18 protein-coding genes are annotated in these 20,902 nt (G+C 70.4%); 10 read left to right on the top strand and 8 right to left on the bottom strand.

Going from position 1 to position 20,902, the window contains the following annotated elements; translation table 11 throughout:
* Positions 1 to 196: 196 nt before the first annotated feature.
* From ACFWZH_RS07500 to ACFWZH_RS07485, 4 genes are all read right to left on the bottom strand, one after another.
* A complete protein-coding gene (locus ACFWZH_RS07500; protein WP_384426673.1) occupies positions 197 to 2,095 on the bottom strand; it encodes a glycosyltransferase family 39 protein in 1,899 nt (632 codons plus the stop codon).
* Between the two features lie 111 nt (positions 2,096 to 2,206).
* Positions 2,207 to 2,689 carry a poly-gamma-glutamate biosynthesis protein PgsC/CapC gene (locus tag ACFWZH_RS07495; RefSeq protein ID WP_384426671.1) on the bottom strand — a complete coding sequence of 161 codons (483 nt, stop codon included), beginning with the start codon at positions 2,687 to 2,689 and terminating at the stop codon, positions 2,207 to 2,209.
* Positions 2,686 to 4,023 carry a poly-gamma-glutamate synthase PgsB gene (gene pgsB / locus ACFWZH_RS07490; protein ID WP_384426669.1) on the bottom strand — a complete coding sequence of 446 codons (1,338 nt, stop codon included), beginning with the start codon at positions 4,021 to 4,023 and terminating at the stop codon, positions 2,686 to 2,688. The genes ACFWZH_RS07495 and pgsB overlap by 4 nt, the downstream gene beginning before the upstream one ends.
* Before the next feature lie 13 nt (positions 4,024 to 4,036).
* Positions 4,037 to 6,430 carry a HAMP domain-containing protein gene (locus tag ACFWZH_RS07485; protein WP_384426667.1) on the bottom strand — a complete coding sequence of 798 codons (2,394 nt, stop codon included), beginning with the start codon at positions 6,428 to 6,430 and terminating at the stop codon, positions 4,037 to 4,039.
* A 988-nt stretch (positions 6,431 to 7,418) separates the two neighbouring features.
* Here ACFWZH_RS07485 and ACFWZH_RS07480 point away from each other — a divergent pair.
* The gene (locus ACFWZH_RS07480) at positions 7,419 to 8,708 is read left to right on the top strand and encodes a hydrolase (RefSeq protein WP_384426665.1); all 1,290 of its coding nucleotides are present in this window, start codon (positions 7,419 to 7,421) and stop codon (positions 8,706 to 8,708) included.
* Between the two features lie 62 nt (positions 8,709 to 8,770).
* Here ACFWZH_RS07480 and ACFWZH_RS07475 read toward each other — a convergent pair whose 3' ends face one another.
* On the bottom strand, positions 8,771 to 9,247 hold the full coding sequence (locus ACFWZH_RS07475) for a hypothetical protein (RefSeq protein ID WP_384426664.1): 477 nt from the start codon (positions 9,245 to 9,247) through the stop codon (positions 8,771 to 8,773).
* Positions 9,248 to 9,312: 65 nt separating this feature from the next.
* On the opposite strand from ACFWZH_RS07475, the gene ACFWZH_RS07470 reads away from it, so the two are divergent.
* The 3 genes from ACFWZH_RS07470 (at position 9,313) to ACFWZH_RS07460 (ending at position 11,857) form a co-directional block, all read left to right on the top strand.
* Entirely contained in the window at positions 9,313 to 9,777 is a 465-nt protein-coding gene (locus ACFWZH_RS07470) for a nucleoside deaminase (protein ID WP_384426663.1), read from the top strand.
* Positions 9,778 to 10,115: 338 nt separating this feature from the next.
* Entirely contained in the window at positions 10,116 to 11,243 is a 1,128-nt protein-coding gene (locus tag ACFWZH_RS07465) for a PP2C family protein-serine/threonine phosphatase (RefSeq protein ID WP_384426661.1), read from the top strand.
* A 116-nt stretch (positions 11,244 to 11,359) separates the two neighbouring features.
* Entirely contained in the window at positions 11,360 to 11,857 is a 498-nt protein-coding gene (locus tag ACFWZH_RS07460; RefSeq protein ID WP_384426659.1) for an EF-hand domain-containing protein, read from the top strand.
* Between the two features lie 64 nt (positions 11,858 to 11,921).
* Here the strand turns inward: ACFWZH_RS07460 and ACFWZH_RS07455 are convergent, their stop codons facing one another.
* Positions 11,922 to 12,335 (bottom strand): VOC family protein, encoded by a 414-nt coding sequence (locus tag ACFWZH_RS07455; protein ID WP_384426657.1) that lies wholly within the window; start codon positions 12,333 to 12,335, stop codon positions 11,922 to 11,924.
* A 306-nt stretch (positions 12,336 to 12,641) separates the two neighbouring features.
* On the opposite strand from ACFWZH_RS07455, the gene ACFWZH_RS07450 reads away from it, so the two are divergent.
* Positions 12,642 to 13,667: an alcohol dehydrogenase catalytic domain-containing protein gene (locus ACFWZH_RS07450; RefSeq protein WP_384426655.1), complete on the top strand. Its 1,026-nt coding sequence runs from the start codon at positions 12,642 to 12,644 to the stop codon at positions 13,665 to 13,667.
* 12 nt (positions 13,668 to 13,679) lie between these two features.
* Here ACFWZH_RS07450 and ACFWZH_RS07445 read toward each other — a convergent pair whose 3' ends face one another.
* A complete protein-coding gene (locus tag ACFWZH_RS07445) occupies positions 13,680 to 14,141 on the bottom strand; it encodes a MarR family winged helix-turn-helix transcriptional regulator (protein WP_384426653.1) in 462 nt (153 codons plus the stop codon).
* Between the two features lie 105 nt (positions 14,142 to 14,246).
* On the opposite strand from ACFWZH_RS07445, the gene ACFWZH_RS07440 reads away from it, so the two are divergent.
* Positions 14,247 to 15,194 (top strand): zinc-binding alcohol dehydrogenase family protein, encoded by a 948-nt coding sequence (locus tag ACFWZH_RS07440; RefSeq protein ID WP_384426651.1) that lies wholly within the window; start codon positions 14,247 to 14,249, stop codon positions 15,192 to 15,194.
* An 88-nt stretch (positions 15,195 to 15,282) separates the two neighbouring features.
* On the opposite strand, the gene ACFWZH_RS07435 is transcribed toward ACFWZH_RS07440, so the two are convergent.
* On the bottom strand, positions 15,283 to 16,758 hold the full coding sequence (locus ACFWZH_RS07435) for an MFS transporter (RefSeq protein ID WP_384426649.1): 1,476 nt from the start codon (positions 16,756 to 16,758) through the stop codon (positions 15,283 to 15,285).
* Between the two features lie 85 nt (positions 16,759 to 16,843).
* Between ACFWZH_RS07435 and ACFWZH_RS07430 the strand changes: the two genes are divergently transcribed.
* From ACFWZH_RS07430 to ACFWZH_RS07415, 4 genes are all read left to right on the top strand, one after another.
* Positions 16,844 to 17,245 (top strand): MarR family winged helix-turn-helix transcriptional regulator, encoded by a 402-nt coding sequence (locus ACFWZH_RS07430; RefSeq protein ID WP_384426647.1) that lies wholly within the window; start codon positions 16,844 to 16,846, stop codon positions 17,243 to 17,245.
* A 557-nt stretch (positions 17,246 to 17,802) separates the two neighbouring features.
* Positions 17,803 to 18,513 (top strand): hypothetical protein, encoded by a 711-nt coding sequence (locus ACFWZH_RS07425; protein ID WP_384426645.1) that lies wholly within the window; start codon positions 17,803 to 17,805, stop codon positions 18,511 to 18,513.
* Positions 18,514 to 18,886: 373 nt separating this feature from the next.
* The gene (locus ACFWZH_RS07420) at positions 18,887 to 19,507 is read left to right on the top strand and encodes a sigma-70 family RNA polymerase sigma factor (protein ID WP_384426644.1); all 621 of its coding nucleotides are present in this window, start codon (positions 18,887 to 18,889) and stop codon (positions 19,505 to 19,507) included.
* Between the two features lie 137 nt (positions 19,508 to 19,644).
* The gene (locus ACFWZH_RS07415; protein ID WP_384426804.1) at positions 19,645 to 20,901 is read left to right on the top strand and encodes an SLC13 family permease; all 1,257 of its coding nucleotides are present in this window, start codon (positions 19,645 to 19,647) and stop codon (positions 20,899 to 20,901) included.
* Position 20,902 lies beyond the last annotated feature (1 nt).

The raw sequence follows: 20,902 nt of genomic DNA, 5'->3' as shown, positions 1-20,902 counted from the left end.
ACGGGATATTCCGCGATGTGAGCAGCTCTTCGCCGCAGATCCTTCACTCCCGCGGTCGAGACCGTGGGCTCCCGTGCGGCCGGAACTCGGCGTGAATACAGGGGGCTTGGGGCCAGCAGCTCCGGCGACCGGGCCTCGGAGCCGGGAGGTCCGGCGAGGCAGGTGGTGTGCGGCGGAACCAGTGACGTACGGCCGGTCAGTCGGCTCCTCGGGCGCAGTCGTAGAGGGTGAAGCTTCCGTCCGAGGTGCGGCCGTAGGCGCTCGGGGAGATGGGGGTGCAGTTTCTCTTCACCCAGGCGGATGCTGGTGTGGTCGGGCGGCGCGTGGTCAGCAGGGCGTAGCGCAGTCGGTGGGTGGAGACCAGCTCGCCGAGTTGCCGCGCGGCCGGATAGGGGGTCAAGCCGGTGAAGCCGCCCATGATCAGCATGGGTTGGGAGGTGGCGCGCAGCAGCGGCTCGGCGCCGTAGGCGGCTTGGGTGGCGAGCAGGTACTTCTCCCCGGAACGGTGCGCGGAGAGGTAGTTCAGCAGCGCGGCGTCCCGACCGGACGGCTTGCTCAAGGGGTATCGCCGGAACGTGGGCCGATGGTGGTGCCTGTCGCGGTAGTCGGGTCCCACCGGTCCGGCCAGCGGCGACAGCGGTGAGCCGGCATAGCGCGGGTCCAGGCAGGAGGTGGCCCAGACCGCCGGGGCGAGCAGGATGGACGCCAAGGAAGCCGCCAGGGCGCTGTGCACCGCCCTTCGCGTCGTGCGTGGTCCGCGGGTGCACAGGCCGACGACCCCGCACAGCCCGAGCATCAGCACCACCGGCAGCAGCCAGGGTGCGAATGCGCTGTGCCGGCCTTCCATTGCCGCAGCCCACAGAGCCGTGACTCCGATGGCGAGGGGCAGCGCCGCTCGACGTCGTCCACCGGCGCGGTACTGGGCCCAGAAGAGGGCGACTCCGCCACCGGTCAGCGCCGCGAGGGCCGGGGCCAGTACGGTGGTGTAGTAGCCGTGGTTGCCGTTGGAGTTGCTGAAGACCACGACGTGCACCGCAAGCCAGCCTCCCCAGAGCAGGAACCCCGTCCGCGGCCCGTCGGTGCGCGGCTGTCCGGCGCGCCACCACACCCCCAGCGCCAGGGCCAGTACGGCGAGCGGCAGCAGCCAGGCGATCTGCGGGCCCACGTCCTGGTTGACCAGCATGGTCCAACCGGTGTTGTCGGTGGTGCGACTGGCCGCGGTGCCGGCGACGGCGCCCAGCGCGTTCGGGTCGTGGCCGAAGCGGCTCAGCCCGTTGTACCCGAAGACCAGGGTGAAGGGGTTGTTGTTGGTGGTCGCGTCGATGTAGGGACGGTTCGAGGCAGGGGTCGCCCACACCAGGAGCAGCCAGGAGCAGGAGACGACGAGTGCGGTGGCCCCGGCGAGCAGCAGCCGCCAGGCCCGGTTCCACCGGGAGCCGGGTGCCGCCATCTGGTACACCGCGGCGAAGACCGGCAGGACGAGCCACGCCTGGAGCATCTTGGCCTGGAAGGCCAGTCCCACCCATGTCCCGCACATGAGAAGCGGCAGCAGTCTCCCGGTGGCGACGGCCTTCTGCAGTGATCCCGCCGCGAGGACCAACAGCAGGACGAGCAGAGTGTCGGGGATGGTGTGCCGGTCGAGTACGACGGTGACCGGCGTGAGCGTGAGCACCAGCGCGGCGAGCAGCCCTGCCCGTGGGCCAGCCCAGGCACGGACGATCCGGTGCAGGGCCCAGACGGCCAGTAGGCCCTCCAGTACCTGGGGCAGCACCGCCGCCCAGTTGTACGGTCCGAGGAGTTTGACGGAGAGGGCCTGTGGCCACAGCGCACCGGGGATCTTGTCCACGGTGATCGAGCCGCTCGGGTCGAGCCCGCCGAAGACGAAGGCGTGCCAGTTCGCCGCCATCGACCGCACTGCCGCGCTGTAGTACGGGTGTACCCCGGCACGGTCGATGCCCCAGGCGTAGAGGACCGCGGCAGCGGCCAGGATCAGCAGAAGGGCGGGCAACTCCCCATCACTGGTGAGGCATTGGCGGAACCCGGTGGTGCGCCGGCGGTGGCCGGCATGGTCCCGGGCGAGGGCGGTCGTGGCCATGGCGGGGTCTCTCAGGGGACGTCGGGCGGGGGCAGGGGATCGTTCGCGGGCTTCACGGGCGGCGGCCCCCGCGCACCCTCGGGCGCGGCGGACACGGGCGGTACGGCGAGGTCAGCCGATGGGCAGCGCCCCCAGCAGCAGCCCGGCGACGAGCACCACGTACGTGCCGAGGGTCACGGCCGTGGTGGAGATCACGGTGGCGGCCAACGGTTGGCGGACCAACTGATAGGCGATGAGACCGGGCACGATGAAGCCCAGGGTCTGGGCGGTGTAGAGGAGCGGGAACTCGTGCTGGAGCGCGAGCAGCACCGTGGTCTGGAGCAGCACCGCGGCCAGCACCACGGCGGCGAACAGCCGCTTTCCGTAGAGGATCACATGACGCTGAAGGACCTTGGTCGCGAGGAAGGTGAGCGCGGTGACGCCGATCACCATGGCGGCTCGGACCACGTCGGTGACGAGGGTCAGCGCCAGCCAGCCGGGGGTGATCATGCCGCCGGGAGAGAGGTTGGTGGTCAGGTAGCAGACCAGCGAGAAGACCAGTCCGAGGGCTATCCCCAGTGCGATGGTCTGCGGGGTGACGTTGACGGGGATCACAGGGGGTTCCTTGTCGGCTGGTGCAGGGCGTCGGCGTGGGCGGATACGGGTCTCGGGAGATGCGGGCCGGTCCTGGAACGGTTCAGCGACGCCACCCAGCTGTACGGCTGCGGCTCGGGCGGGTGCGCGACCGGAAGCGGCTCGTCGGCGTCGTCGGCGGGGAGCTTGCCGAGGTGCTCCAGGAACAGCTCGCCCTGGCCGTGGATGTTGCCGACGGCCACCAGCGAGGAATCCGGGCCCAGTTCGGCGAGGACGGCGTGGGTCAACTCCTGTGCGTCGCGCCGGTCGCCGCCCAGGTCCACCACCCGGCCCGACGACCAGCCCGGCGGGATGCCGTCGCGGGCGCTCTTGGTCGGGTGCCCGATGAGCAGGACCTTCTCCGGGGCCAGGGCGGGGATGATCGCACCCATCTGCCCGTTGCGTTCGACCCGGTCCGGGCGGCAGTTGACGACCACGTTCAGCGGGCGGCGGATCGCGCCGAGCTCCTCCAGCTGACGGACGTTCATCAACGTCGACTCGGGGTCGTTGGCGGCGAAGACGTTGGCGAAGCGCAGCCGTTTGCCGTCCGGTGTGCGGTAGCGCTCGACGGAGAGCACGCCGGGGTCCGGCGGTGCGTCCCACATGCCGCGCAGCGCGGTGGACCGGTCCACACCGAGCAGTTCGGCCACGGCCAGCGCGATGGCGACGTTCTCCTTGAAGGTGAACCAGCTGAAGCCGCGCAATTCCTCGTCCGTGACCGACTCCGGATCCACCGAGATCAGACGGCACCTCCGTTTGTCCGCCTCTTCCTGGAGAATGTGCAGCCGTTCCCGCTCGGCGGTGACACAGACCCCGCCGACCGGCATCGACCGGGACAGCGAGCGGGCCACATCGTCCAACGTCGGCCCCATTTCGGCGAGATGGTCCTCGCGAACGTTGCACAGCACGCCGATGGTGGAGCGGATCAGCTTCTCCTGGTTGATCTCCTGAAGCGCAGGCATCACCGCCATGCACTCGATCACCAGAGCGTCCGGCCGGTATGCCGCCGCGCGCCGGACGATGCCGATCTGCTCGACGACGTTGGCGATGCCCAACTTCCGGTAGACCGGTTCCTCGGTGGCATCCGGGTGGATGAACCGGGCCGCGGTGCCGGTCGTCTTGGCCACGGTGACCAGATCACCGCCGCGCAGCGCCCCCGCACACAGCCGTGTGATCGAGCTCTTGCCGCGAATGCCGTTGACCAGCACCCGGGTGGGTATCTGCGCCAGCGCGGCGTAGTGCCGCCGCTGCTCCAGCACGCCGGCGACCAGCAGCACGGCACAGCTCAACAGCAGCACAACGTAGAGGAAAAGCACGTCAATTGGTCCTTCAGTGCTGCGGCGGGACGCCGCTCTGGAACGATCGGGCAGGGACGGCGGTCGCGTAGGGTCCCCCGCCGCCGCGGTCCCGCTCCACCAGCGCCTGCCGGAGCAGTTCCAGACTGCGCGTGACCGAGCCGCACTCGTCGTGGTGGACGGGGTACAGCACGGTGCGACGGTCACCACCGGCCAGCCGCTCCGCGCACCTGGTGACGGCGCGCAGCGGCCTGACCACCACGATGTGCAGCCAGCCCAGACAGGCCACACCGACGGAGAGGGCGAGCAGACCGGCCAGCATGGTGCGGGCCTGCACCTGATATGCCGCCAGCTTGAGCGCTGCGGCGGGCTCGGCGGAGACCACGCGCCAGCGGAGTGCGGCGACCGGCCCCTTCTGTGCCAGTGGCGCCGCGGCCGCGACCGATGGGCCCTCGCCGGGTGCCGTCCCCACGTGCAGTACGGCCGATGCCGCGCTGTCCGCGCTGCCGGGTGCCGCCTCGGTCCCGGCCGCCAGACGGGTGAGACCTCGGTGGGGCAGAGACTGGAAGGCTTGAAAGCCGACGCTCGCCGCGAGCACCCTGTGGCGCTCGTCGGTCAGCCACACTCGGCCGAGCCCCTCCCGCGCGACCAGGGAGTTCAGCGCGTTCGTGCCGATCTCGGCGACGACGACGGCCGGGGCGGCGTCCGGGGCGGCGTCCGGGGCGTTCCCGGCCTTCCCGGCCGCTGGGATCTGGGCGTAGGCGGCGATCGTGGGGATCGTGCCCGACGTGTTGACCTGGGTGATTCCGTCGCCGGTGGGCGCATGAGCGAGGGCGCGCACCGGCTCCTCCCCCACCCGCAGCACGATGGCTCCGGTACGGTCCAGCACATACAGCGACCGGTAGGTGGGGTGAGCCGCGCGTTCGCGCCGCAGAACGCCCGTCGCCCGCTCGCGCGGCACACCGGAGAGGGCTGACGCCGCCGCCGCGAGATCGGTGCAGCTCCGGGCGAGGGACCGCCGCACCCGGTCAGCGGCGGCCTCGGTGCGTGCCTGCTGGTCGGCGACGACCGCCGCCGGTACGGCCTTGGCCGCCGGTACACGGTTGAGCAGGAACAGCAGCGGCACCCCCCATGCGGCGATCACGAGTACGCAGACCAGGGCCAGAGCCCGGACACCGGGGCGGCGCCGCGCCGGCCGCACGGGCTCCGGTCCCGTCTCGCCGAGCAGTTGGCGGCGTATCGACTCCAGCGCCCGGCCGACCCTGCCGAGCTCGCCGAACGCGGCGGCCGGCACCGATCGGGCCAACTCCGCGCGGTCGCCGGTCGTCTCGCCGGCGCTCCTGGCCAGCCGGGCAGCGGACAGGTGCAGCCGCAACAGCGGACGCTGCATGCTGCCCCACAGTGCCACGGTGACCAGCACGGCGATCACCACCAACGCCCCCGCGGCCATGAGGGCGAACCAGGTATGGTCGGCGCCCGCCTTCGCCGGGGGTACGTCCCTGACCGAGAGGACAGTCAGCCCCAGGCCGAAGGCGTCGTCCTCGCCGTCCTCGCCGCCCTCGCCGCCCTCGCCGCCCTTGCCGTCCTTGCCGTCCTTGCCGTCCTTGCCGTCCGCCGCGGAGACCGATGCCCACCCCGTGACCCTGCGCAGCCCGTCGTGGCCGTCACCGAGCACGGTGCCCGAGACGTCGCCGGTGGGGAGACCGGCGCTCGCGGCGTTCGCCGCAGCGGCAGGAAGAGCGTGGTGGTCGGTGTGGGGCGCCAAGGCCGTTCCGGCGGCGGCCAGCACCTTTCCGTTCCGGTCCACCAGTTGACCGGTGCGCCCCGCCCCGTACACCGCTGGAGCAGCGACCTTCTCCGAGACGACGAGCAGGAGTTCACGTTCCCCGGGGTCCTGACGGCCTGTCAGGTCACCGGCCTGGTCGTGGTTCTCGTCCTGCTTGCCGCCCGGAGCGGCGAGGGTCACCCGGGCGAAGAACACCACCCGCGGTTCGCCACGGCCCGAAAGGGCCAACCGGGGCGCGATGTTCGCGGTACGGGGCCGCGCCACCGCCGCCACGTCCACCCCGGTCAGCGGCACCTTCTCCCCACTGGCGGCCAGCGGCCTGCCGGTGTGCGGGTCGAGCAGCGCACCGCCGCTCGCAGGGTGCCCGGCCGGAAGGAGGGATCGCAGGAGTACGGCCGGAGTGCTGCCGCCGGCAGGCGCGTCCGAAGCCGCGGCGCGGCGCACGGCCATGGCCCTCGCGTGGAGAGAGGTCCCGACCGAATCGGCGGCGTCCTCGGCGATCCGGCGTTCCGCGTCGCGTAAGGCCTGCGGGACATCCTCTTCGTGAACGGTACCGAGACCGAGTGCGGTGAAGGCGGCAACTGCCAGCAGGGCGCAGAGCAGTGCGGCGATCGGTGGGCGGACGCCTCCGAGCAGAGGCATGTCGGCGCGGCGTCGAGTGCGGTGCGGACGGGGAGCGCGGGCAACGGCGTGCAGGACGACGTCCTCTCGGCATGTGGGGAATGGCCGTGCGGCAACTCGACCAGAGTGAATACGGGGAGCACAGGATAATCACAAGGCTGTTCGTGCTGGGCCCTGTATACCGGCTCACGGGAACTGCGCTCAACTCCCCGTCGGGAGAAGTTGCTTATAAGACGCCCGCCTCATGCCGGGCGTGTCGGAATTCCCAAGGCCTATACCAACCAGGGCGATTGCCTGTGCGTTTCCGGTGTGCATTCATCGCGTCACGCACAGTCGCAGACGCGCTGAGGGTCACCCCTGAAGCCGCCCTTCTCAAGGGATCCACAAACCCTCGGAGGATGACGGGCGATGCCTTGGTGATCACGAACTGGCGCGTAACAAAAACACTCAGTGAAAACGGTGAGCAACGCCGGTGGAATTCGGGATCCGATGGCCACCGTCCGGCGATGGCGTGAATCAGTCATCCCCCACAGAGGTCTCCTGACCGGGTCAGGTGCCCCGCCAGCCGCCGCACCGAGGCACCGGAACGGCCGTCCACACAGGCACTCGACCGGCTTGGCCCTTTGCTGCTGCGACTGGTTCCCCGAGGCCGTCGAGCTGCCGGGCACCGACAACTACGACCGGCCACATCAGGCCATTTCCCCGGCGCTTGCCCCGCATTGGCACTCGACACCGCTCGCCTCGATGACATACTCCACGAGCGCCGACAGGACGTTCTCGGCGCATCCGAGTCCCGGGAAAGGCCGGTCGCAGACGCCCGGAAACGGACGGGACACGAAGCCGACACCGTGCATTTCCGTACGCGTCGACAGCGCTCATCTCACCAAGTGTCGCGGGGGAACTCCCCGTGAAATCAGGCGGGTTGGCGCGACCATGGCAAACTGCCTATACGATGCTCGCCAGCCGATCGCCGGTCCCATGGCGATCACCACCATGGAGGGGGCCGCCCATGAAGCATGCACGAAGGCGCCAGAGCCGGTTGCGGGCCCGGGTCGCCGGCACCACAGGACTACTGACCCTCGCCCTGGGCGCCGGAATCGCGCCGGCCACCGCCGCGGAGAAGACCGCCGGTACGCCCGTGACCACGGCAGCGTCCCTGGATAATGCGGCGCCCTCGGACACAGCGGCGCCCATCAACACGGCACCTGCCCCGGGCCAGCTGACGCTCCCCGCCCCGACCGGCCGCCATCGCGTCGGAATGGTCGACCTCCACCTGCGCGACTCGGCACGGACGGATCCGTGGGTGCCGGGAAACCAGCCGCGCGAGCTGATGGTCTCGGTGTGGTACCCGGCCACGGACACCGACCGCTATCCCGCCGCGCCCTGGCTGCAACCCGCCGCCGCCGCACACTTCTTGGCCCGCTCCCAGGTGCCGCCGGGCTCGGTGACCCTGCCCACCACTGCCGGGCACATCGGCGCACCGGTCGACCGCAGGGCCGGCAAACTCCCGGTGCTGCTGTACTCGACCGGGCTCCACTCGCCCCGCGCGATGGGCACCGCACTCGCGCAGGACCTGGCCAGTCGGGGATACATGGTCGTCACCATCGACCACACCCACGACGCAAGCGAGGTGGAGTTCCCCGGGGGGCGGCTCGAGGTGAACACCATGCCGCCGGGTTCCCACTCGTCCGACACGATCGCCGTCCGGGCGGCGGACACCCACTTCGTCATCAACCAGCTGGAGTCGCTCGCCCGCGGTCACAACCCGGACGTGGAGCACAAGCCGCTCCCTCGCGGACTGTCAAAGTCCGTGAACATGAACCGTATCGGGATGTTCGGCGCTTCCCTTGGCGGGGGAGCGGTGCCCGCGGCCATGCATGCGGACTCCAGGATCGACGCCGGTGCGAACCTGGACGGTCAGTTCTTCGGGCCGTCGACGACCCAGCCGCTCAAACGCCCCTTCCTGCTGTTCAGTTCCCAGAACCACAACCGCAATACCGACCGGAGCTGGGCGAAGTTCTGGGACCACCTGCACGGAGAGCGCCTCGACCTGAAGCTTCTCGGCTCCGGGCACAACTCCTTCGTCGACAACCAGGTCTTCTTCCCCCAGGCGGCAGCCGCGTTCCGGCTGACCCCTGAGCAACTGACCCAGATTCTCGGCACGATCGACCCCAACCGCTCCATCGAGGTCCAACGCACCTACCTCGCGGCCTTCTTCGACAAGCATCTGCGCCACCGGGACAGCAGCCTGCTCGACGGCCCCTCACGCCACTACCCGGAGATCCACTTCGTGCGCTGAAACCCGTTCCGTACGGCAGCGCGACAGGCCTGCCGGCGAGCCCGGCCTGTGCTGCTCCACGTCTACTGAAGCGGGGTGCCCACGATGAGCAGCACGGCGGCGAGATGAGCTATCACCCATGCCATCCGGTAACTGATCGTGCGCCGATTTCTGATCACGAGCAGACGCTTGAAGGAGTCCTCCGCTCGCTCGAACTCGTCCGTGTCCGTCCACTGGACCCAGACGACCGGTAGGCAGAGCACGGAGGACACACCACTCGTCGCGAGCGCCGCGACGATCAACGCCTTACCGGCGGAAGTGCCGTCCGGAACGACGGAGAGCACGATGGAAGCGGCGGCCATGAGGAGCGCGTCATAGCCGAGGAGGACCTGAGCCTTGGCGTCGAGGACGCTCAGGCAGGAGTACAGGTACTCGTGCTCGTAGACCTCTTCCCTGCGCGGCTCGAGCCGTCGGATGGCAGCAAGGTGGAGTGGCAGGTCGTGTCCGCGGTAAGTGCCTTGGAAGAGCCAGGACATCAGACGTCCGCTCGGGTTCCGCACCGCGCTGTCCCCCTTCAGCCGCTGGCTCCATTGAGCACGAAACGCTCGAAGAGCACAATGGGGGCATGGATCTCATCCGGGAACGGGCCCTGCTCGACGTCGCGCTGGAGGAGGCCCGCGCCGGGCTGAAAGAGGGTGGCATCCCGATCGGAGCCGCGCTGTACGGCGCGGACGGCGCTCTGCTCGGGAGTGGGCGAAACCGGCGCGTGCAGGACGGTGATCCCTCGATGCACGCCGAGACGGCCGCGTTCCGGGCAGCCGGACGGCAGCGTACGTACAGCGGGACGACCATGGTCACGACGCTCTCCCCCTGCTGGTACTGCTGCGGACTCGTGCGTCAGTTCGGCATCTCGCGCGTGGTGATCGGGGAGGCCCGGTCCTTCGACGGTGGTCAGGCATGGCTCGCGGAGCACGGTGTGCAGATCGTGGTGCTCGACGACGCAGAATGCATGGCACTGATGCGCGACTTCGTCGCGGCCAGCCCGGAACTCTGGCGGGAGGACATCGGGGAGCCGGAGCCGGCGCCGTAGCCGACGCTGCGCCCGCAAGCTCGGCCTGACGGCGGCGGCCCCGGCTACGGGGTGCTGACGCCTGATCATCCTGGGCACCCCCGACCCCCGTCACCCCGACCATGCTGACGGCCGCCGCCCGCCACGGCCGCGCTCGCCACGACTACTACTGCTGGCGGTCGGCTGCACCCGACTGCCGCTGCCCGAGGACACGGCCATACGGGGCCCGCCGTCGTCGACGGCCCGACCCCGCTCGACCTCGGCACCATCGCCCAGCAGGGTGCACCGTCCGGACGCAGGCGGCCGACTCCGACGCAGCGGTCACACCATGTCTGCTTTGCGCATATATCCTGCGAAGTGTGATCAAGCCTGGACAGCTGCGCCTCCGCCGTCGCCACGGCCGGGGGCCACTTACTCTGCTGTCTCCGGTCATCCTGACTGTCATCATCGCCAGCCTGGCCTACGCCACTCCCCCGGAACTGGCCTTCAGCCGGCTCCTGCCCGCGGCGCCGACCCTCGCCGCCGCCATGTGGCCCGTACTCCCCACCATCCTGCTGGGGACGGTCTGCCTTCTCCTCATGATCGGCCTCAGCCTGGTGTTCCCCGGCCTGGGCACATGGTGGACGGCGGCGGGCATCGTCGCCGTCACCGTGGCGGCCGCGTACGGAAGCCACGTCCGGCTCCGGCGGGAGCGGACCCTGTTCCAGGTCCGACTCGTCGCCGACGCGGCGCAGCAGGTGGTCCTGAGCCCGATGCCGCGCCGCTTCGGGGCCATCGAGATCGAGGCGCTCTATCTCGCCGCCGCGGCGGAGGCCAGTATCGGCGGCGACTTCTACGAGGTGGTCGACACGAAGTACGGGGTCCGGCTGCTCATCGGCGACGTGCGGGGAAAGGGCCTGCCGGCGGTGGGCTCGGCCGCGGCGATGGTCAACTCCTTCAGGGAGGCAGCCTACGACGAGGCCGACCTGGTCAATATCGCCCGTCGCCTGGAGGCCAGCAGTACCCGTTACAACGCGGCATTTCCCCCCGAGGGCATGATGGAGCGCTTCGCCACCGCCCTGATCGCCGAGATCCCACGCGGGGGCGGCAGTATCGGAATCCTCAACTGCGGACACCCCCCGCCGCTGCTCCTCAACCGCGGGGAGGTCCGCGCCCTGGAGCCCACCGCTCCCTCGCCGCTGCTCAACCTCGCGGAGCTGATCGGTGATCACTACAGCATCGACACCTTCGATTTCGCCCCGGGCGACCTGCTGCTCCTCTATACCGACGGCGTCGCCGAGGCCCGCGACCGCGACGGCGAGTTCTTCCAGGTGGCGCCCTGGTTGCGCCGGCAGGCCCCAGGGCGACCCGGCGAACTGCTCAACGCTCTCCACCATGACCTCCTCCACTACAGCAGAGGGCGCCACGACGACGACATCGCCGCCCTCGCCGTGCACTGGTGCGCCGCTCCGGAGCCGCTCGACGGTCAGCGGGACCAGCCCGTATAGGCCGCCTCTTCACGGCACCGACGGCCCACGCGTACGGCCCCTCCGTTCACTCGTGAGGCGTAACCGGGCGGCGGGTCGTCCGCTGCCGGGGCCCGCACCTGGCACGCTGCGGCGGCATGACCACTACCAGCAACAACGCGCTCGTCGAGGAGTTCCGGCGGATGGACGCCGACGGCGACGGGGTCGTCGACCGCACCGACTTCCTGCGTGCGCCACGTAGGCTCCTCACCGCCCTCGGCATCCCCGAGGACTCCCCCAAGGCCCAGGCCCTGATCCGGGCCAACGAGACCCAGTGGGGTTCACTCCTCTCTCTGGGCGACGTCGACGGCGACGAGGTCCTGACCGCTGACGAGTACGTGACCATCCGCACCTCGCCCGAATTCCGTTCCCCGAACCGTCCGGGCAAGGGGGAGGTCTGCCAGACCCTCTTCGCCGTCCTCGACAGTGATGACGACGGCACCATCAGCCAGGACGAGTTCCTCCGCGCGGCCGACTTCCTGTGCATGCCGCCGAACGAGGCGTCGGGGTACTTCACGACGCTCGACGCCGACAACGACGGACAGCTGAGCGACAAGGAGTTCCTGAAGGCGGTCAAGCGCTTCTACACGAGCTGAACCACACGTAGGCGGTCCGTGGAGACATCGCGGTACAGGAGGAGGCATGCTGCCGGCCGTTCGTTCAGGCCGGCTCGCTGATGTTGACCAGCCAGGTGATGCCGAAGCGGTCCGTGCACATGCCGAAGACGTCGCCCCACATCTGCTTCTCCAACGGAACCGCGACCGTGCCGTCCGCGGAGAGCTTGTCCCAATAGCCGCGCAGTTCGCCGACGTCGTCCCCGCTCAGGCTCACGGAGATGTTGTTGCCGGGCTTGTACTCCATCCCCGGCGGGGTGTCGGCGCACATGAGCGTAAAGCCGCTGTCGGTCTCGAGCATGCTGTGCATGATCTTGTCGGCGGCGGCTCCGGCCTCCTGCCCGCCGAATTCGCCGAAGGTGTTCATCGCCAGGGTGCCACCGAAGACCTTCTTGTAGAACTCCATGGCCTGCCGGGCGTCGCCGTCGAAGCTGATGTACGGGTTGAGTCGAGAAGGCACAAGATCTTCCTTTCATGATGGGGCGTCACTTCTGGCACATTAAGGGCTGTGCTGCCTGCGGTCGGGGCGACTCCCCGGGCGTCGGCCACGCACGGCACCGGCTTCGCTGACAGTCGGTAGTCGGCGGTCGGCGGCTTCGCTTGCGGATTCCGGCGTCCAGCCGGGCGAGGGCCGCCCAGCCGACGGGGGCGCGCCTCCAGCCGGGCGAGGCCCGCCTGTCGCCGCTGTCCCTTCGGCGCGCGCGATCGGGCCGGAGCTGGTGTGCTGGAGGACAGGGCTGCCGCGTCCGATTCGGGAGAGATCCAGATGAGTGCATATCGAGTCGCGCAGGTCGCCGCCCCCGGCGGGACGTTCGAGATTGTCGAGCGTGAGGTGCCGACGCCGGGCCCGGGCCACGTACGTGTGGCCGTGGACGCCTGCGGGATCTGTCACAGCGACGCCGGCTTCGTCGACGGCGCGTTTCCGGGCGTACGGTTTCCGCTGGTTCCCGGGCACGAGATCGCCGGGCGAATCGAAGAGCTCGGCGAAGGCGCCCAGGACCGCGGCTGGCATGTGGGTGATCGGGTGGCGGTGGGCTGGTTCGGCGGCAGCTGCGGCCACTGCACGCCCTGCCGACAGGGCGACTTCGTCGTCTGCGAGAACCTGAAGGTTCCGGGATGGGCGTACGACGGCGGCTTCGCCGAGGCGGTGATCGCCCCGGTGGACGCCCTGGCCCGGATCCCCGACGCGCTGGCGCCCACGGACGCCGGGCCCTTGGCCTGCGCCGGCGTCACCACGTACAACGGACTGCGGCGCAGCTCCGGACGGCCGGGCGACCTGGTCGCCGTACTCGGCCTCGGCGGCCTCGGCCACCTGGGGGTGCAGTACGCGGCCGCGATGGGGTTCGAGACCGCGGCCATCGCCCGCGGAGCCGCCAAGGCCGACTTCGCCGAGCAGCTCGGCGCACACCACTACATCGACAGCACCGCGGGCACCACCGTCGCAGAGGCGCTGCGGTCCCTTGGGGGCGCGAAGGTCGTACTGGCCACCGCCGGCAGCTCGGATGCGATCACGGCGACCGTGGAGGGGTTGTCGCACCGTGGCGAGCTGGTGGTCATCGGTGCGACCTTCGAGCCGATGGGCATCAGCCCGCTCCAGGTGATCCTGCAAGGCCGGATCGTGCGCGGACACCCGTCCGGCACCGCGCAGGACGTGCACGACACCATGGCATTCAGCGCCCTGCACGGGATCCGCCCGATGACGGAGGTCCTGCCGCTGGACCAGGCCGATGAGGCGTATCAGAAGATGCTCTCCGGCGCCGCGCGCTTCCGCATGGTGCTGACCCCTCGCTGACGCACCGCGTGCTCAGGTGGCGGGCGGGGCTGCGGCGCGGCGTGTCTGCTGGACCAGGATGCCGGTGGCGCGTTCCAGAAGTTCGCAGAGCGCGGCGTGTTCGGAGGGTGTGAACGCGTCCTTGAGCGCGCGCTCAAGGACGTTCACCTCCTGGTAGGCGCGGTCCAGCAGCGCTTGGCCCTCATCGGTGAGGGTGGCGATCTGCACCTTGGCGTGCACCGGGGACGTCTCGCGGCGGATGAGTCCCTTGTTCTCCATATTGGTCAGCACGCTGCTCATGCTCTGCTGTGTCACCCCGCAGGAGCGGGCCACTTGGGCGCCGGACATGCCACCCTCGCGCGAGAGGGTCAACAGCACGGTGTACTGCGTCATGGTCAGGCCGTAGGCGCGCAGTACCGCCTCGTGGTGCGCCATCAGGGCCTGCTCCGACCGCCTGATCCGGGTGCAGAGGTCGTTCTCGATCGGGGCTTCCACCGCACACTCCCCCTTCATTGACAGGTCCATGGGTTGACTCAGGGACCTTATATACCTACGGTTGCCGACTATAAGGATACTGAGTCAACACAGGGGACTGTAATCATGAAGGCTGTCGTTCTCGACCCCGACGACCACTACCGGGTCGCCGAACTCGACGAGCCCACTCCCGGGCCCGGCCAAGTGGCGATCCGCGTCGCCTACGCCGGGATCCAGTGGGGCGACACCATGGTCCGGGACGGCCACTTCCCCGTGCAGCGCCCCTTCGTCCCCGGATTCGAGGCGGCCGGGCACATCGCCGCGGTAGGCGAGGGCGTCGACGCACACCGTGTCGGCGAGCCCGTCACCGCGCTGACCACGGCAGGCGCCTACGCCGAGGTGGCCCTGGCGCCCGCCGTGCTCACGTCGGGCATCGGCGACCTGCCGCTGCGGACGGCCGCAGGTCTGGGGTGGGGCGCACCGACCGCCTACGACCTCGTCGACACCGCCGCGCAGGTGCGGCCGGGCGACAGCGTGCTGATCCACGCGGCCGCGGGGTCGGTCGGCACGCTCGCCGTCCAGTTCGCCCGACTGGCCGGAGCAGGCCGGATCGTCGGTGTGGTCGGCAATGGCCGCAGGGCCGACTACGCCGCCCAGTTCGGCTATGACCAGCTCCTGCTGCGCGAGGAGTTCCCGACCAGGCTCGGCGACGAGAGGTTCGATGTGATCCTCGACCCGGTCGGCGGCTCGACCCGCCGCACCGGCCTCGAACGGCTGGCAGAACACGGCCGACTGGTGGCATACGGCAACCTCGGCGCTGACGAGCCCGTCCTGGCCGACACCAACGACCTGCTCATGCAGGGCACATCGCTCGTGACCTACAACAGCAACCTGCTCGGCCGGACCCACCCCGAGCGGCTCGCCGACAGTGTCCGCCGTGCGCTCGACCTCGTCGCCGACGGCCGGGTGCGCGTGGACATCACCGCGGAGTACGACCTGGCGGACCTGGGCGTCGCCGTACAGCGCCTCGCCGAGGGCGCAACCGTCGGCAAGAGCGTCCTGCGCGTCGCCTGACAGCACACGGAAAGCGCCGACGAGGACGGCGCATCCCGGCTTCGGCTGGTGCCTCAGACCGGGATGCGCCGCGACGGGACGGGACGGGTCAGTCGACGAGGGCCAGTTCCGGCTCACGCGGCGAGTTCTCCGTCGACTCGTCCGCCGGCTTGTCGGTCTTGCGCCGTCCGAGCACTCCCGACAGTCCGATGACCAGGCCGATGGCCGAGAGGACGGTGACCGTGAGCAGCGCCGGGGTGAAGCCGGCGAGCAGGGCGTCGGCGCCGGTCCTGCCTTCGCCGCCGGCGGTGAGGACCGCGGTGACGATGGCGAGTCCGATCGCGCCGCCGACCTGCGTGGAGGTGTTCAGCAGGCCGCCGGCCAGGCCCTGCTCATGGTCCGGGATGCCGGCGGTGGCCTGGATGTTGAAGGACGCGAAGGCCAGGGTGAAGCCGATGCCGAGCAGGATCATGCTGGGCAGCACACCGACGACGTAGGGGGCGTCCCGGTCGATGACGAGGAAGAGCACGTAGGCGACGAGGTGGGCGATGACACCGCCCGCGATGGTGCGCGAGGTGCCGATCCGCGCGATCAGGGGCTCCATCTGCGGCGAGCCGAAGGCGACGATCAGCGCGGCCGGAAGGAAGCCGAGCGCGGTCTGGATCGCCGACCACTGCAGCACCGACTGGAAGTAGAGCATGACCACGAACTGGAAGCCGATGTAACCGCCGAAGAACACCGATATGCCGAGGTTGGCCCGGGCCAACGAGGACGAGCGGAGGATTCCGAGACGGACCAGCGGATGCGCACTGCGGCGTTCGATCAGGACGAAGGCGAGCAGCAGCACCGCGGCGACCGCGAACTGGATCAGCGTGTTCGGCGCGGCCCAGCCGGCCTCCGGCGCCTCCACGACGGTGTAGACGAGCAGCAGCATCGCGCCGACCGAGGTGATCGCGCCGGGGATGTCGTAGCCACCGGAGGAGCGGGGGCCGTCCTTGGGCAGCAGGCGGTTGGCCGCGATCCACGCGATCACCGCGACCGGCACCGGCAGGAAGAACGTCCACCGCCAGCCGACCTGGGTCAGCAGGCCGGAGAGCACCAGGCCGGCGGAGTAGCCACTGGCTCCGAAGACGGAGAAGATGCCCAGCGCCCTGTTGCGCGCGGGCCCTTCGGCGAACGTGGTGGTGACGATGGACAGCGCGGCGGGCGCGGTGAACGCCGCCGCCATGCCCTTGAGTATGCGGGTGGCGATCAGCAGGGCTCCGTCGTCGACCAGGCCGCCGAGGACGGAGGCGGCGGCGAACACGGCCACCGCGGTCAGGAACACCCGGCGGCGTCCGAGCAGGTCGGCGGCGCGTCCGCCGAGCAGCAGCAGCCCGCCGTAGCTGAGGACATAGCCGCTGACGATCCACTGCAGCGCGCTGGTGGACAGGCCCAGGTCGGCCTGGATGGAGGGGAGCGCGACACCCACCATCGAGACGTCGAGCGCGTCGAGGCCGATGACGAGGGAGACCGTGAGCAGAACTCCCCAGAGCTTTGCGTTCCACGTGGAGGTGGAGGCGGACAGAGGTGCGGACGAAGTCATGCCGTGACTCTCACATGCACACGCATCGAATGCAAGTGCATTTAATCTTCGTGCATCAAATGCTGGCGCATGCTAACCTGGCCGCATGATCGGTGGCACGGAACAGGAATTGGTCGAGGAGTGGCACGGGCTTCTCGCCCGTCATGCCACCGTGCACAACGCTCTTGAGCACGATCTGCAGGCACAGCACGGCATCAGCGTCAGCGAGTTCGAGGCCCTCGAACTCCTCGCCTCCTCCGACCACGGCAAGTGCCGGGGCCAGGACCTCACCCACGTGGTGCACCTGAGCCAGAGCGCCTCGTCCCGTCTGGTCGCCAGGCTGGAACGGGGCGGCCTCGTCGAGCGCGTCATGTGCGATCTCGACCGCCGCGGCATCTTCGTCGTCCTCACCGACGCAGGCCACAAGCGCTACAGCGACGCGAAACCGACCCACCGCTCCGTACTCGCCCGGACCCTCCGCGGCGACGGCGACGGCGACGACGGCTGACGGCGGGGTACTTCACCCCGTACATCGTGCTGCCGGCCGCCGGAGCGCTGGTCGTCTCGGCCTGTGCCCTGATGCTCAGACGTGCCCTCTCCCGTGGTCAGGACAGGCCCTCGGAGCGGCGGGGGTGTAGCGGTCGAGCCGGCGTCAGCGGTGCGGGCGAGCTGGGCGCGCAGAGGAGACCGACGGGCTAGGGCCTGTCCGATGGGTCAGGGTCGGAAAGGCCGCGGCGTCTGGTGCACTGCGTTCGCTGCGCGAACTCCGTCTCGGCTCCTCATGTGCTCCTTTGGATGCCGAGCTGCATCGCAAGGCGCCGGAGCGTCCCGATGGCGGAGCTCTCGGGACGCTTCGGCAACGCCGCGAGGTGCCGTGCCAGACGCCGCGGACCCGGCCATGACCCATCGGACAGGCCCTAAGGCGCAACGCCGCCGACCCTCCGTCTCAAGCTGTCTGCCACTCAACTCAGCGTCCACGAGGCGCTTTAGCCGATCTTGACAACAACCGGGCCGAGGCACCACGCCCCCTCCCGCGCGGGCGAGCCGACTGGCACGATGTCGAACATGACTGCCGGGTCGGTTTCACGCGCCGTGCGCGCCGCGATCTTCGCGGCCGTGTGCGTGACGACCGCGGCCCTTGGGCACGCGCTGATGTCCACTCAGCCCCTGCCCTGGTGGGCGCTGGTCGCCGCACTCGGCGTGACGTGCTCGGCTGCGTGGTGGCCGGCAGGGCGGGAACGCGGTGCGCTGGTCGTGACCGGTTCCACCGTCGTGGCCCAACTCGGCCTGCACTCCCTGTTCGGCCTGGCGCAGTCGTGCCGGGGCGGCCCCGACTTGGGAACCGTCCGTGCGCCACTGCCGACGCCACTGGGTGACGTGCCGGGGATGAGCGGTCTGGCGGGCATGGCCGACGCGGCCGCGGCCTCCGTCGCACACGCCGGCGACATGGGTGCCATGCACCGCCATATGAGCCAGCTGCCGATGATGCACTCCGGCCACGGCACCCTCGGCATGTTCTTCGCCCATGCGCTGGCCGCCCTGGTGTGCGGCCTGTGGATGTGGCGCGGCGAGGCGGCCGCGTTCCGGCTCGCCCGCAGCGTGGCCGCGGTGTGGTTCGCACCCCTGCTGCTGGTCCTGGCGACGCTGGGCTGGACCGGTCGGAAACCGGCCACTCGCCCGGTGGCGGGCGCCGGTCATGTCCTGCGCCTGCGCGGGGTGCTCCTGCACCACGTCCTCTCCCGCAGGGGCCCGCCGGAGGTCTCCCTCTCCTGCTGACCGCCCGTCCTGGGACCTTCCCGGCACCGTCCGGGAATCCGCATTGCCGTCGTCGACGCCGATGCCGTCGACGACGCGATGTTGCCGATGTCGTCCGGGATCCCCCACTCCCCTGTTCCGCAAGGCGCATTGAATCGGTGGCGGGCGGAGTACCGGCGTGTCCGCACGGCTGCCTTCCTCATCCCTCCGTGAGCACTGCAGTGCCCTGCACGCCGGCCCTTGCCCCGCGGCCCTCCGGCCTGCCCGTAGACGCACCCCGTCGACCGTCGCCCTGACGTCGACACCGGCCCCCTACGGGTACTCGGAGCGCCGCTCAGCGACGGGGACGTGCCATGCCCTGGTACGGCCCGCATTCTCCGAAGGACATGTGGCGATGATTCCTGCCCTTGTGGGTCCGGCCCGCGGCAAGCGGACCACCGTGGACGATGAGCGGCTGACCAGCCTCGCACTGGCCGCACGGGACGGTGACCACGACGCCGTCGAGAGCTTCATACGCGGCTCCCACCACCATGTGTGGAGATTCGTGGCGCACCTGAGCGGCGACACCAACAGCGCCGACGACCTGGCCCAGGAGACCTTTCTGCGCGCCCTGACCAGCCTGCCGAACTTCGCCGGCCGCTCCTGCGCCCGCACCTGGCTGCTGTCCATCGCCCGCCGTGTGGTGATCGACCGCTACCGGTCCGCCGCCGCCCGTCCGCGTATCGCCGACGTCGACGACTGGCAGGCGGTCGCGGAACACCGCCAGCCCAGCGGCCTTCCGGGCTTCGACGACGGCCTGGCGCTGCGCGAACTGCTCGACGCGCTGGACGGCGAGCGGCGCCAGGCATTCGTTCTCACCCAGTTGGTCGGGATGCCCTACGCGGATGCCGCGGCGCTCGTGGGCTGCCCGGTCGGCACGGTGCGCTCCCGGGTGGCCCGCGCCCGGGCCGACCTCACCAACTGGCTCAGGTCCGCCGAGACCTGCGCGCGGGCCTCCCAGGTGGTTGCGGCGTGACCGACCCCGGTCCCGGGTGATCATGGTGTTTCGCCGGTGCGCCGTCCGTACGTGCGGAGCGCGTCCGTCCAGGTCGGCGTACCGGCGATGCTTGGAGGCACTGTTGCTGTGCCGCTCACCCTGGAAGGCCTGGAATCCTGAACGTCTCCTGGGCGGAAGCCCTTTCTGTTGTGTTGCTCGTGGTGGTGCTGGGATGTGCGGTGGTGCGCCCGTTCGGCTGGCCGGAGGCGGTGGTCGCCGTTCCGGCGGCGGGTGTGGTCGTCGCCACCGGTGCGATCTCGCTGGAACACGCCCGTGCGGAGGCCGAGCGGCTGGGACCGGTGATCGGCTTTCTTGCCGCTGTGCTTGTCCTTGCCCAGTTGTGCGATGACGAGGGGCTGTTCCATGCCTGCGGGGCCTGGATGGCACGCACCGCCCAGGGGCGGCCGCGCCGGCTGCTGTTCCACGTGTTCGCCGCCGCGTCGCTGATCACCGCGGTGCTCAGTCTGGACGCCACGATCGTGCTGCTCACCCCGGTGGTCTTCGCCACCGCCGCCCGCCTCGGTGTCCGGCCCAAACCGCACGTCTACGCCTGCACGCACCTGTCGAACAGCGCGTCGCTGCTGCTGCCGGTCTCCAACCTGACCAATCTGCTCGCGTTCACGGCCAGCGGGCTGAGCTTCACCCGCTTCGCCGCGCTGATGGCCCTGCCCTGGGTCGTCGCCATCGCCGTGGAGTTCGCGGTGTTCCGCCGGTTCTTCGCCGCCGATCTGGACGCCGTCGCCGCGACACCGGTCGCCGCCGGGCGCCGCGAGGTACCGACGTTCGCGCTGGCCACGGTGGCCGGCACGCTGGCCGGGTTCGTCCTCACCTCCGCGATCGGCCTCGACCCGGCCTGGGCGGCGCTGGCCGGTGCGCTGGTGCTGGCCGTGCGTGCCCTGGCCCGGCGCCGCACCACCCCCGCGGCCATCGCCCGAGCCGCGGCGGTGCCGTTCCTCGCCTTCGTCCTGGCGCTGGGCATCGTGGTCCGCGCGGTGGTCGACAACGGCCTCGCCGACGCCTTGGGCAAGGTGATCCCGTCCGGCACCACGCTCCCGGCTCTGCTGGGCGTCGCCGCGGTGGCCGCTGTCCTGGCGAATGTGATCAACAATCTGCCCGCCGTGCTGGTGCTGCTGCCGCTGGCCGCGCCGAGCGGGGCCGGCGCGGTCCTGGCGGTGCTGCTCGGGGTGAACATCGGCCCCAACCTCACCTACGCCGGATCGCTGGCCACCTTGCTGTGGCGGCGCATCGTCCACCGCCACGAGCAGGAGGTGAACCTCGGCGAGTTCACCCGCCTGGGGCTGCTCGCCGTGCCTGCCGCCCTGGTGGGCGCGGTGGTGGCACTGTGGGCCTCGCTGACCGTCGTCGGAGGCTGAT

Source organism: Streptomyces sp. NPDC059008 (assembly GCF_042749045.1).
Lineage (GTDB): Bacteria > Actinomycetota > Actinomycetes > Streptomycetales > Streptomycetaceae > Streptomyces.
The sequence above is the reverse complement of the archived record's forward strand: the minus strand, read 5'-3'. Positions and strand labels throughout refer to the sequence as shown.